The sequence below is a fragment of the Dyadobacter psychrotolerans genome, assembly GCF_004349265.1.
GTDB lineage: Bacteria > Bacteroidota > Bacteroidia > Cytophagales > Spirosomataceae > Dyadobacter > Dyadobacter psychrotolerans.
On sequence record NZ_SMFL01000004.1, the window covers coordinates 366,137 to 379,295 of the forward strand.

Consider the following 13,159-nt stretch of genomic DNA (forward strand, 5'->3'; position numbering starts at 1 on the left):
TTTCACATTTAACATCTTACATTTAACACACCCAAATTACTTATCCATCAACTCCAGATGCTGATTGATTCCCTTTTCAATGTAAGGTAAACCTTCACCCAGCCACGAAGGTTTCGGAGCATCTTTCAGGTAATAGTCAAAATACTGATACATCCTTACCGCAAAATCTTTCATGTTTTGGCGTTTTCCCAGTCCGTGTTTTTCTCCGTTGTAATTAAGCATCCAAACCGGTTTGCCAAGTCGTTTTAAGCCCATGTAGTACTCAATTCCCTGATACCAGGGTACGGCGCCATCGTCATCATTGTGCATAACCAAAACGGGCGTTTGCACCTTTGGCAGATAAAACAGCGGTGAGTTCTCAATAAACTGCATTGGTTTTTCCCAAAGAGATCCTCCGATACGGGTTTGTGTCTTTTCATACTGTGCCTGGCGGGTAAGGCCCGTATCCCAGCGAATTCCTCCGTAAGCACTGGTCATGTTTGAAACCGGCGCACCTGCTTCGGCGGCGCGGAATAAATTGGTTTGGCCTATCAGATAAGCAGTCTGGTAACCGCCCCAGCTATGGCCTGAAATTCCAATTCTGTCTTTGTCCACAAAACCTTTGCTGATTTGACTTAATACGCCGGGAATCAAACAGTTGTATGCACTTTGTCCAGGGTAACCCACTTTGTAGACAATGTCCGGAACAAAAACAACATAACCGTTACTGGTAAAATAGCTGAAATTGATGTAAGAACGTATCGGTCTTGGTGCGTAGTGCGTATGAAGGTTCTCCGTGTTTTTTTCGTAATAGTAAACCATCATAGGATACTTCTTCGCAGGATCAAAATTATCCGGTTTATAAAGTAAGCCTTGCAGTGGCGTTCCGTCCCCGGCGATCCAGTCAACCAATTCAACGCTTCCCCATAAATATTCTTTTTGCTGCGGATTGGTGAAAGTTACCTGGGTGATGGTTTTAAAAGTACCGTCGGTTGCAAAGTAATCAGGATAGTCTTTGAATGTTTCTCTTGTGAACAATAGCTGGTTTGAATCCTTGGCTTTGATCACCCGGCCGGTTTTAAAATCGCCTTCGTAAAGCTTGGTCGACAGTCCGGTAGCGGGATCAAAATTAAAATATCCCTCTTTTTTTGTTGGCTCATGAACTGATGACAGTAAAACTGGCTTCGAGAAGTCGATACCGCGTTCTTCCTGATCCAGTCTTACATGACGGTACACACGTTTTTCAGGCCTTCCATTGGTTAATTTTTTTGCACCCGCTACATTGGTTAGAGGAAATTGCCAGATATCATAACGTTCGTTAATCAGAATGCTTTCATCACCTTTGGTCCAGCCGGCAACACCGTAAGGATTAGGGAAATCCGGGTGATCGTCCTCTTCGTCTGTGAAGCGCACATCTTTGTTTTTTGTAAGCTGAATCAGCTGAGATTTGGCAACGTCATAAGCAAACCAGGCCGAATCCGGATTAGAAAACCAGTAGGCATATTTACCTTCAGGAGACATTCTTACATTTCCTTCAAGCTTTTCCTTAATTAGTTTTTTCGAACCATCCTTCGTGTTTATCAGGTACACATCCTGTTTTGGGTTCCAATCCCAATGCTCGTGGGAGTATTTGTGATCGGAAGTGGCCAGGATGTATTCCGCATTGCCTTCGTTGACCAAGTCAGTACTTTCAATGTCCTTGTCTGCCAGTTGAACCAACTTGTTTTCAGCAATGTGATAAACGGCCATGTAAGCCCGTTTTTTATCCTGTTCGGCAGTAACCTTTTGGCGGGTTTGCAGATTACGGTCCTGCCAATGCCAGACCTCTACACTTACAATTTCCTCAGGAAGTAAAGTTGTGTCGGCGACAACGGGCTTTGGATTTGTTCCGAAAAAAAGTTTTGTCCCATCCTTTGAAAATTCGGGCGTCTGGTTTGAACTTACAAGCCATCCTGCCAGGCCGGGCTGTTTGCTTTCATCTGCAATCAGCTGCGCAGTTTCCAAACCGCCTTTCCAGAAATACAGTTTTGGCAAACGAATCTGCGTTTTTGAATTCGTATCTGCATCTGCGATAAATGCCAGCTCATCGTTGAATTTCGCGAATGACAGTTTTGTGAATTTCTGTTTGGCATGACCTGCGTGAATTAATTTTGCGTTTTTGGTGGCAGCATCCCAGACGTAAACACCCGCTTTATAAACAGAATCATTTCCTGTTGTAGTGAAAGCAAGCCATTTCCCGTTCTCAGAAAAAGCATATTCTTTTACATAACCATAAGGCTGTTCTGCTCCGGTTTTCAAATCACGAACGATCAGTTTAAAACCGTTTTCTTCTGTTTCCTTTTTCGGTGCTTTTGCAGGCTTCACAGCTTTTGCAGTCGTATCCTTTTTGTCTTTGGCACTCAAAGGCGCTTCCAGCTGATATGCCAGCCAGCTTCCTCCTTTTTCGGGAAGTTTAAATGAGGTAACTGCGGGGATTTTTTCGACACTCCCGGCTCTCAAATTATAAATAGCCAGCGAATCCTTCGGCAGTTCTTCTTTTTTCTTTTTTGCTCTTCTGGCTGCCGTAACGAGTGCCAGCTGCGGTTTGATTTTAAAAACTGCAAATTCAGAATCATAAGTAATCCGGGCACCGGAACCGCGCTTAACAGAATCAACTTTGGAGGTAACCAGCTCACGGACAATGATTTTTCCATCACCTTCCTGTGGGTTTTGTCCGTAAACAAAAAACCGGCCATCATTGGTGATCAACCGCTCTGTGTTATCCTGCCAGAAATCATAAACGCTGTGGGCAAGCGGTTTTTTAACAACGGCTCCGTTTTTGTCCGCTGTCTTTTTCCTGGCTTTTTGCTGGGCCATAACCGGCACTGCCAACAAAACAAGAATACTAATTTGGAGAAACTTTCTCATCGAAGTAAAGGGAGTTTTGATTTTTTTAACGACATAGATTTTATCCGGAAAACCATAAAAGAATAACTTTTACTAATATGGTTTGTGAACGCTAAAATATGCCTGGTATAAGTTCAAACATAAGCATTTTGCTGCTAACTTGGAAACGGGATTATACCGAGCTTTTTATTGGAATAGTTAATCTTTCAATATTCATACATAATTATGGACGGATGCCTTAGGTATTTGGTTTCCGGACCGAATTAATAGCTTTTTGTGAAATCGAAAAAGGTAAAAGTGTTACAACAGTGTTAGTAAAAATTAATGGTTTATGAAAAAAGAATGGTCTGAAACTGATCTGGCAGCTATTGCAGGTCAGCTGGCAAATCCCACCGGTGAAGGCGGAATTAAAACCGGAGAAATGATGAACCTGAGCAACAACGGGATGATTGCAACAACCATTGCACTTCTTTCTATACAAGAAGGTAACAGGGTTTTGGAGATCGGACCTGGAAATGGCAACCATGTCAGCGAATTGATGAAGTTGTATGAAATCACTTATACAGGAGTAGACATATCGCTGACCATGATTGAGGAAGCTTCCCGAAGATATAGTGAAGATGTGCTGAAAGGAAATGTCAATTTTATCCTATCTGATGGAAACCAACTACCTTTTCAAAGTGATTTTTTTGACAAAATATTTACAGTCAATACCATTTACTTCTGGAAAGATCCGGTAAAATATGCCTCTGAAATATACCGGATTCTCAAAACAGACGGCACTTTTAACCTTGCGCTGGCAACCAAATCTTTTATGAAAAAGCTGCCTTTTACCAAATATGGTTTTCAGCTCTATGACAAAGAAACCGCAGTTTCGCTTATGAGCGAGGCTGGATTTCAGGTTCAGGAAATAATAGAGCAAATTGACATTACCATAGGCAATATGGGTCAGCCCGTAGAGCGTGATATCATGGTTTTGATTTGTACAAAGTATGCTGATTAACAGGTTCAATAAATCACAAATTTTCGGTTTATCGTTCTTCCTTCGATGATCACCTTTACAAAATAAACACCTGCCGGTAGCTGCGTTGGAACGAATGGCGTCAGGTTGTGGGTTAGTTTAACGCTTCTGCTTAGTATTACTTTTCCGGAAGCACTGGTGATTGTCAATTTAGTCATTGCCTGAGCCCGTCCGATGAGCCGGATCTGAATATTGTCAACTGATGAAGGATTTGGTATGACCTCGATGTCAACCTGATCAATTGGAGATTCTCCTGCGAGAATAAGTTCTGCGAGTTTCACGGAAAGGATCCGTGAGTATTCGATCTTTCCTCCCTGATCGACCATTTTCAAACGGTAGTAATAAGTTTCACTGGTATTGAGTTCCGGACTTTTCGTATCTTTAAATTCATATTGTTTGTTTTGGGCTGAGTTCGGCCCCCCATTAACGCGCCCGATCTCGGCAAAGTCCCGGGCATTGACTGAACGCTCTATTGAAAAATATGAAAAATTGTATTCCATGGAAGTTGCCCAGTTCAGCCTTACCATATTGCCTGCATCCACTGCGGACTGGAATGAATCCAGTTTAACCGGAAGGGGTGTATTCACTTTAACCTGGAAAACGTCCTGAATGCAGTTTTGTCCATCTTTTACTTCGTAGTTGGTATCCGTTGTTGGCGAAACAGTAAGCGATTTGGAAGTTGCTCCGGTATTCCAGATATAGCTGCCGGTAAAGGAAGCTTCCAGATTTACACTTTTTCCAATGTCAACCGTTAAAGACCTTGCCTTATTGACATCTTTTACCATTGTAAACTGGTCTCTGATCTGGCCGTCATCGTTGATCCATTTGGCATCCAGCCGGTTTCCTTCTACTTCCAGCAACATCGCACCGCCATGTTCATAGTTTGAATAATACATGGCCTGGTGCGGAAAACCCGGGCTTGGATAACCCAAATGTCCTGAAGAACCCGCCACTACATAAACGGTGCCTTTTTGCGAAGCAGGATTTTTGATGTAGGGGCAGGAATTTTCCGAGCCGTCATATTTTCCGGAGGACTGGCTGACGTTGAATGCGGAGGCGTTGAAATTTTCTGACTTTTGGTAGAACCCTTTCATCAGTTTCGTTCTTTCATACACGTGACTGTGCCCGCATATAATCAGGTCTACGCCAAGCCTTTCTAATATGCGGATGAAATTTTCCCGTATCTGTGTCATTTCAGGATCTGTTTCACCGTTTCTGGAACCCAGCGAATAGGGTGGATGGTGCCAGTATGCAACTACCCAGCCTTTGTTTTGATTGGCTGCCAGATCTGCTTTGATCCACTGCACCTGTTTCCCCAAAGTGTCATAAAGCCTGGTTGACTGATCCTCCCGACCATAAGAATCCAGAGAAAGAAAGTGCACATTGCCGTAATCGTAGGAATAAAAAGATTCGGTTTTTGAAGCGACGCCCCCGGCTTCTCCCTGTGAAGGCATGGTAAAATTATCGTAGTAAGGGATGTTGTGATCGTTTTGCCTGGCCAGGTTGTCATTGTCGTAATCGTGATTCCCCGGCGAAGGATAAATGGGATACTTTTTAAGAAATCCATCCTTGTAATGATTGAAAAAATTGGATTGATATTCTGCGTCGGTGCCAAAAGAGTAAGCATTGTCTCCCAGAAGCAGCAAAGCATTGATGTAGTTATTTCCAACGTAGGCTGTCAGCTGATCACGGACCTGATCCTGAATGATCGAATTAGTACCGCAATCTCCAAGAACACCAAAACGGTATTTGGCAATGGTTCCGGCCAGTGGTGTGGTCTGAAAATAATTATCATCGTTGCCTTGATAAACAACTGATATTGAGCCAATGGAATAGTAATATCTGGTAGCGGGTGTCAGGCCTGTCAGTTTTATCTCATGCTCGGTCACCAGGGTGTTATCATCCTTTGACATGGTAAGCGAGCCGCCCGAACTTCCGTAGCGTACTCTGGAATTTGCCGGAACATCTGTACGCCAGCGAATAACGATGCCCGTTGACGTTGCCGCCTGCAAATAAGGTCCTCTGATCAGCTGAGCAAAATTCGGATATGCCGCCAGCAGCAGGAGAATGACAAGTATTATTTTTTTCATAAATTCAATTCTTTTTTGTGCTTACATCATCTGTTAACGCACCTAAAAATTCAATAATATCTGATTTTTCTCTGTTGGATAGATTCAAATGCGAAGCTGAAAGTGTCTGATTGGGCAAATCCAGCCCCAATCCTGCACCGCCACCCTGATTATAAAATTCAAGTAGAATATCCAGCGACTGAAAAGCGCCATTGTGCATGTAAGGCGCTGTTTTAGCGGAATTACGCACAGTCGGTGTTTTAAACGCTCCCTGATAAAACCGAATGGGCTTGAAAACAAAACGACCCTGATCAGCATCCGGTTCGGCTTTTAAAAGAATATCTGTTTTTGTTGTTCCTAAAACCTCAAATTCGGTCAGTTTGTAAAGCGGTGGAATCAGACCATTAAAAAGGGGAGCAAAATGACAGGTGCCGCACTGAGCCTTGCCCATGAAAAGATTAAATCCTGCGATCTGGTTTTCTGTCAGCGCTTTTTTGTCCCCCTTAATGTATTGATCAAAAGCAGAGTTATAGGGGGTCAATGTTCTGACGTAGGATGCGATAGCCTGATAAATCTCGGATTCGGTTATTTTTTCTGTTCGTTTTTTATTGAAAGCCTTACGGTAGCTTTTCGTATTGTTAAGTTTAGTCAGTGTCAGTGGCATATTTCCATGCATTTCCAATGAGTTTTTAATCACATTTTCTATCTGATGTTCCAAAGTTTTAGCCCGGCCATCCCAAAACTGGCTGTGCTGCATCGAAGCGTAAAGCAGGGAAGGAGCATTTCTTTTTACATAGGTTTTAGGATCAAACCCGATACTTTTTGCCAGCCCGTCCATAAAATAATTATCAGGATCATGGCAGCTGGCGCAACTTTTAGTCTCGTTTCCGGAGAGCTTTGTTTCGAAAAACAGCTTTTTTCCAGGTGAAACCGTTTGATTGGCATCGGATTTTCCGGTACCGGAAAAAGCGTTCATATTAAAAGCATCCCGGGTAAAAAGATGTTCCGCCTTGTAGTTCAAAATGTTGTCCCGATTCATTTCCAGACCTTGGTCCCGAATGAAATTACTCAAGGCATTTTGAAGCGGCAAAGCATGAGCAGTCAGAAATACCATTCTGTTAAAAGTATCAAAATCCGCATTTTGATGAAGGAATAAAATTGAATTTTCTAAGCAATACGAGACACTTTCAGCTTTCGGGGATTTTTTGTTTAAATAAGGTTTCAGGATCTGCCGTAGATTTTGCAAAGATGTTTCGGACTCCAAAATACCTGACTTCAGCCGCGGCGCATCAAATCCGGCAATACCCAAAGATATAACACGGACTAATTCAATTCGGACACTTTCAAGAATCTGAGCGTCGGTCGCTTTAAAATTATAAAGCAGTGAATTCAGATCATGGGCAGATGACAGCACGAACCGGATTTGTGTTAAAAGCTCTTCTTTGTATTTTTCGGGCGAGCTATCGAAGAGCAGCGTTTCTATATATTGAAGTCCGGCCGGCTGCTGATATTCCAGAAAAGGTTCTTCAATCTCATTTTTGGGAGCCCGGTTGTAGATACGGGAAGAAGTATAGAAAAAATATTCGAGCAGATATTCAATCCGCTTATACGCAATGCGGCTGTTTTGTAGTGACTGTTTTGCGTGTTGAATTGTCTCAGGCCGGGTAGAGTCCAGCTGCATCAGGCTTTTTTCAAGGTCCGTTAAATCTGCTGCAAATAATTTTGAATTAATCCGAAACAGGTCGGCACTTTGCTGTACACCGGTGCTGTTGTTCTCCCGGATCCTTGCAGCCGCAATCAGCAGCAGAAAAGAAACCATTAAGACCAAGGTGTGTAAAATGCGCTTCATATGCAGTTTCCCGGAAAGCAGTTTAACAAAGATAATCCGTAATGAAGAAGAAGTGTGGTTAATTTAGGGAAAGGTTAAAATTCTGTAAATCTTCATACTGGTAAATTTGACAGGGTTGGGTCTTTAACTGTTAATCAAAAAGATACACAAGATGAAATCTTTATTTTTTTCCATGTTTATGGTTTTGTTTTCTGCTTTTTCAAGAGCCCAGCAACCTTTTTCACATGGTAAATTACAGGTGTCTGAAAATAACCGTTATTTGGTGCATCAGGATGGAACTCCTTTTTTCTGGCTGGGCGACACAGCCTGGGAGCTTTTTCACCGTCTCAACCGCCAGGAAGCGGATTTGTATCTAAACCATCGTGCAAAACAGGGATTTACCGTTGTTCAGGCGGTAGCACTTGCCGAGCTCGATGGTCTAAATACACCCAATGCGCTTGGAGATAAACCACTAATCGACAATGATCCATCAAAGCCAAACGATGCTTATTTTAAGCATGTTGATTACATCATCGACAAAGCTGCGGAATATGGCATCGTTATCGCGCTTTTACCCACCTGGGGAGACAAAGTTTTTAAAGATAAATGGGGTAAGGGCCCTGAGATTTTCAATGAAAACAATGCCGCTATCTTTGGAGAATGGATAGGCAAACGCTATGAAAACCGCCGGAACGTGATTTGGATTTTGGGCGGAGACAGAACCCCCAGGCAAAATTCAAATGATGTAAAGGTATGGAGAGCTCTGGCGGCCGGTATTGGAAGAGGAGCAGGGGGATATGGTAAAACGCTGATGAGTTTTCATCCTCAGCCAAATGCAGTCGATATGGGTGGATCTTCACACTGGTTTCATAAGGACGAATGGCTGGATTTTAACATGTTACAGGATGGTCATTGCCGTGATGAGCTGACCTACGATAAGGTTTCTTTTGTATACAACCGCAGCCCGGCCAAGCCGGTAATAGATTCCGAACCGATTTATGAAGATCACCCGGTATGCTTTAATGTAGCCGACCTGGGCATCTCAAACGCTTATGATGTCCGAAAGTTTGCCTATCTGGATCTGTTCGCAGGTGCATTTGGGCATACGTATGGTTGTCATGACGTATGGCAGATGTATGATCAGGGCAGAGAGCCGGTTAACGGACCGCATCTTTCCTGGAAGGATGCGCTGGATTTGCCGGGTGCCAAACAGATGAGCTTTGTAAAAAAACTAATGACTTCAAGGCCTATGAATGACCGTGTGCCCGACCAGTCGTTGATCGTTGAAAATAATAATGGACCGGCTGATCGTATCCAGGCAACCAGAGGCAAGGATTACGCATTTGTGTACAGCGCGGCCGGCAAACGTGTTTCAGTGCATACAGGAAAAATATCAGGCTCAGATTTTAACGCCTACTGGTTTGATCCAAGGAAAGGAGAGGCTAAATTGATCGGGAAGTTTGCCAACAAAGGCAGCCAGATTTTTGTGCCTCCCTCCACCGGTTACGGAAAGGATTGGATATTGGTCTTAGACGACGCTGATAAAAATTATGGATTTAATTGATATAAATACGTTGGCTGGCCCAATAATAACTGACCTGGTATCGGCCAGGATTTCCGATAAGAGAATTTCGAATATGATTTATGAACTCTAAACATACAGGTTGTTAAGCTTCTTCCGTTATGTAGCGGAATTATTTAAAATCGACAATCTGAAAATGAAAAAGTTAATTTTAGTTGCCGCATTCCTGGCAGTTGGAGTTGTTTCCTACGCGCAGGATACCACACAAACAAAAACACAGAAAGCGGTTGAAGCTACAAAGACAACTGCAAGAAAAGTAGGTAAGAAGGTAAAAGAAGGGGCAGTAGTCGTTGGAGAAGAGGTTTCTAAGGATGCAAAAATTGTGGGTCAGGAAACAAAAAAAGTTGCTAAAAAAGTGGCGGCCGGTACCGAAAAAGCCTATGACAAAACAAAGACCGGCGTTAAGAAAGTAGCAGAGGATGTAAAAAAAGAGTAGTTCAAGCTTAACTGTTTGTTTGCAAAACCTGCCCCAGACCGGGCGGGTTTTTTTATTAATGTATAACTTGCAACGTTAGTTTAATGTTACCATGTCCAATAAAACACAGCAATTCCCGCAGCTCGACATTTGTACACTTTCTGAATCCAGGAAAGAGAATCTGATGGTCAGCCGGCTGTCAGACTATTTGCAGGAGCATCAGAATCTGGTTTTTCCGCACCGGCACAGCTTCTATCACCTTGTTTTATTCACAAAAGGGGCAGGGGTACACACTATTGATTTTCAGCAATTCGATGTCAGAAAATCGCAAATTTATTTTATGGTTCCCGCGCAGGTTCATGCCTGGTTTTTTAAAGGAGAAATGGAAGGTTATGTTATTAATTTCTCCGACACATTCTTTCAGTCGTTCTTGCTCCGGCCCGATTACCTGGAAACCTTTTCGTTTTTTAATGGTTCCACAACAGAGTGTGTTGTAGATCTGACTGAGGCCTTGATGGAGACCATTGTCGCCTTGTTTGAACAAATTATAGAGCAGTCACAGCCGGATCATGTGTTGCAGGAGGACATGATACGGTCTCTTTTATTGCAGATATTTATTAGAACGGAGCAAAGCAGGATAAATCTTGAAAGTAAAGTTGTGCAGAATAAGCCAACTTCGTTAATCAGAAATTTTCAAAAATTAATAGACCAGAATTTTGTTGCCCTTCGCTTGCCAGGTGAATACGCAGAGTTGCTGAATATTACGCCCAATCACCTGAATGCGTTAACAAAAGAGCATTTGGGTAAACAGGCCGGCGAGGTTATTCGTGAAAGAATTATTCTGGAATCAAAACGGCTTCTTATCAATCTGGACCTCACCGTCTCGGAAATAGCCTACAAACTGAATTTTAACGACAATTCTTATTTCACGAAATTTTTCAGGAAGTACACAGGTCTGGCGCCGGAAGATTTTAGAAAGAAATCAGTTCACCAAAAAAATTAACGATAAGCTTCCGGCGCATTCACATTCATTCAAGGTATCACCTTTTTTTCCGCCGGTTTAATAAAAAGCGCCAGCCATGCCCTTCTTGCAATCCTGTAGAACAACGGTGTGAGAAGAATTAATATAGGAATAATGCTGATTAGAAAATAGTCGAGATACTGCTCGAAAAAGTTGACGAATATCAGGAAATAAATCACCATAAATGCCACATAAAAAGCATAGCTCATATACAAAGCACCCTGGTAAAAACCCGGTTCAGGTACCAGGTTCTCACCGCATTTGGGGCAGTGTTTGTTCATTTTGTCAAAATTTTTGAGGCTGTAGGCGCTTTTGGTAATAAAAAAGTCACCCTCGCCACATCTAGGGCATTTGTTAAAAAGGACGCTGTATAAACGGTTTGTATGTGCCATGGTTTCCTGAATTTATTTTTAAACCGAACACCGGATCCTAACAATTATCGGGCCTGTGATTCATGCACAAATCTCGTTATTACTGCTGGCTCATGAAAATACAGAAAGTGCTTTCTATGGTATTAATCAACGATTACCCAGTCTGAGCGCGTCAGCGGGCTGATCGGTAGATCGCGTCTCGGGTCTGTTCATTTGGTTCGCATTCAGACCAGAGGTTATAAATTGTTAAGATAGCCTGCCATTTCAACAGTGTTAAAGATGTGATCCATTTTGAGATTATTGATTGCGTGCTGGGGCATCAGCGGCATTTGGGCAGTGGTTGGGTCCTGTGCAATAATCTTTCCTCCTGCTTTTTTTATTGCCCGCAAGCCAATGGTTCCGTCGTCATTGGCACCCGACAAAATGATACCCGCAGTCAGGGCGCCGAAAATATCCGCCGCTGCTTCAAAAGTTACATCCAGGCTTGGCCGGCTGAAATTGATCTTCTCTGAATAATCCAAAGTAAATGTGCGGTTTTTCTCGATCAGCAGGTGATAGTCCGAGGGCGCCAGATACATATTGCCAGGAAGGATAAGATCTTTGTCCTCAGCTTCCTGTATAGGCAAAACTGTTTTTGTTGAAAGCAAATCAATCAGGGATGAATCTCCGGCACTTTTACGGTGAAGAACGACGATAATTGCGGGTTTTAAATCCGCCTTCAGAAGTGGTAAAAGTTTGAACAGTACCTCCAGACTTCCCGCAGAACCACCGATTAATACAAGCTCAATTTCGGGATTTAAACTATCTTCTTCCATATTTTCTCCCGGTTCAACTGTTTGTAGTTATTTTGAACGGCTGAAAATTTGAGCGTCTCCTTTGACCCCAGGGCCAGATAACCCAGGGATCCCAGGCTTGCGTCAAATAATTTTAAAACCCTGTCCTGCAAATCCTTATCAAAATAAATCAAGACGTTACGGCAAAGTATCAAATCAAATTCATTAAAGGAGCTGTCCGACACCAGATTATGGGTCGATATTATGATTTTATCAGATAATTCCTGGTCAAATTTTGCCTGCCCGTAATTTGCTGTGTAATAAGTAGAGAAATCCGCCAAGCCTCCCGAACTAATGTAGCTTTCAGAATACTGCTTCATCTGGATCAAAGGAAAGATCCCTTTCCGGACTTTTTCTAAAACACTTGGATTCAAATCGGTCGCGTACAATAATGATTTTTTGAGTAGTCCAGCTTCTTTTAGTAAAATAGCCATCGAGTATACTTCCTCTCCCGTTGAACATCCGGCATGCCATATTCTTATAAACGGTTTGGTTCCCAGAATTGGCAGCACATCGTTTCTAAGGGAAAGGTAAAAGGATGGGTCACGAAACATCTCCGTCACATTTACCGTGATCTCTTCAACAAACCGCTTAAGATAGCTTTCATCTGTTCGCACGCGGTATCTTAATTCAGCAAAACTTGGAAATTTGTCCAGGGAGTAAAGCCTGCTGATTCTTCTTTTTAGCGACGCGCGTGAATAACTGGTAAAATCATATCCATGTATATCAAATAAATCAGTAAGCAGTATTTCTATTTCCTCGTCTTCAATCATTGAATTATCGTTTTTTATCGAGTAACAGCAATAATTGATCCACATCTATAGGTTTGGAAATGTACCCGTCAGCTCCTGCCTGCAGGCATTTCTCTTTGTCGCCGACCATGGCTTGTGCAGTAACGGCAAGCACGAGCGTTTCCTTTCTGTTTTCCAATGCCTTTATTAGCGGAATAGCTTCATAACCATCCATTTCGGGCATCATCATATCGATTAAAATAGCGTCAATTTCGATATCCGTTTTTAACAGATCAAGTGCTTCAGGAGCACCTTGGCTGGATACACATTCATAAGATTTTGACTTTAAGGTTGCTGAAAGTGCAAAAATATTTCTTGCATCGTCATCAATGATTAATACCTTTTTTTTATTCATACTTTCAG

General features: G+C 42.5%; 11 protein-coding genes. 4 read left to right on the forward strand and 7 right to left on the reverse strand.

From position 1 onward, the window contains the following. Positions 1 to 36: 36 nt before the first annotated feature. Entirely contained in the window at positions 37 to 2,886 is a 2,850-nt protein-coding gene (locus E0F88_RS13200) for a S9 family peptidase (RefSeq protein WP_131958726.1), read from the reverse strand. A gap of 310 nt (positions 2,887 to 3,196) precedes the next feature. Between E0F88_RS13200 and E0F88_RS13205 the strand changes: the two genes are divergently transcribed. Continuing rightward, positions 3,197 to 3,868, forward strand: a complete 672-nt coding sequence (locus E0F88_RS13205) for a class I SAM-dependent methyltransferase (protein ID WP_131958727.1) — start codon at positions 3,197 to 3,199, stop codon at positions 3,866 to 3,868. A 5-nt stretch (positions 3,869 to 3,873) separates the two neighbouring features. On the opposite strand, the gene E0F88_RS13210 is transcribed toward E0F88_RS13205, so the two are convergent. After that, positions 3,874 to 5,976 (reverse strand): metallophosphoesterase, encoded by a 2,103-nt coding sequence (locus tag E0F88_RS13210; RefSeq protein WP_131958728.1) that lies wholly within the window; start codon positions 5,974 to 5,976, stop codon positions 3,874 to 3,876. Between the two features lie 4 nt (positions 5,977 to 5,980). Then, complete coding sequence (locus E0F88_RS13215; protein WP_131958978.1) at positions 5,981 to 7,774, reverse strand: cytochrome-c peroxidase; 1,794 nt, start codon at positions 7,772 to 7,774, stop codon at positions 5,981 to 5,983. A gap of 181 nt (positions 7,775 to 7,955) precedes the next feature. Here E0F88_RS13215 and E0F88_RS13220 point away from each other — a divergent pair, with 181 nt between their 5' ends. The 3 genes from E0F88_RS13220 to E0F88_RS13230 all read left to right on the forward strand — a co-directional run bounded on the left by E0F88_RS13220 (position 7,956) and on the right by E0F88_RS13230 (position 10,783). Then, positions 7,956 to 9,347 carry a glycoside hydrolase family 140 protein gene (locus E0F88_RS13220; protein ID WP_131958729.1) on the forward strand — a complete coding sequence of 464 codons (1,392 nt, stop codon included), beginning with the start codon at positions 7,956 to 7,958 and terminating at the stop codon, positions 9,345 to 9,347. Positions 9,348 to 9,501: 154 nt separating this feature from the next. Beyond that, positions 9,502 to 9,801, forward strand: coding sequence for a hypothetical protein (locus tag E0F88_RS13225; protein WP_131958730.1), 300 nt, complete (start codon positions 9,502 to 9,504; stop codon positions 9,799 to 9,801). Between the two features lie 91 nt (positions 9,802 to 9,892). Then, positions 9,893 to 10,783 carry an AraC family transcriptional regulator gene (locus E0F88_RS13230; RefSeq protein WP_131958731.1) on the forward strand — a complete coding sequence of 297 codons (891 nt, stop codon included), beginning with the start codon at positions 9,893 to 9,895 and terminating at the stop codon, positions 10,781 to 10,783. 29 nt (positions 10,784 to 10,812) lie between these two features. Here E0F88_RS13230 and E0F88_RS13235 read toward each other — a convergent pair whose 3' ends face one another. From E0F88_RS13235 to E0F88_RS13250, 4 genes are all read right to left on the reverse strand, one after another. Continuing rightward, positions 10,813 to 11,193: a DUF983 domain-containing protein gene (locus E0F88_RS13235; RefSeq protein WP_131958732.1), complete on the reverse strand. Its 381-nt coding sequence runs from the start codon at positions 11,191 to 11,193 to the stop codon at positions 10,813 to 10,815. A 215-nt stretch (positions 11,194 to 11,408) separates the two neighbouring features. Then, positions 11,409 to 11,987: a chemotaxis protein CheB gene (locus tag E0F88_RS13240; RefSeq protein ID WP_131958733.1), complete on the reverse strand. Its 579-nt coding sequence runs from the start codon at positions 11,985 to 11,987 to the stop codon at positions 11,409 to 11,411. Further along, positions 11,969 to 12,778: a CheR family methyltransferase gene (locus E0F88_RS13245; RefSeq protein WP_131958734.1), complete on the reverse strand. Its 810-nt coding sequence runs from the start codon at positions 12,776 to 12,778 to the stop codon at positions 11,969 to 11,971. The genes E0F88_RS13240 and E0F88_RS13245 overlap by 19 nt, the downstream gene beginning before the upstream one ends. A gap of 4 nt (positions 12,779 to 12,782) precedes the next feature. Beyond that, positions 12,783 to 13,151 carry a response regulator gene (locus E0F88_RS13250; RefSeq protein ID WP_131958735.1) on the reverse strand — a complete coding sequence of 123 codons (369 nt, stop codon included), beginning with the start codon at positions 13,149 to 13,151 and terminating at the stop codon, positions 12,783 to 12,785. Between the last annotated feature and the right edge of the window lie 8 nt (positions 13,152 to 13,159).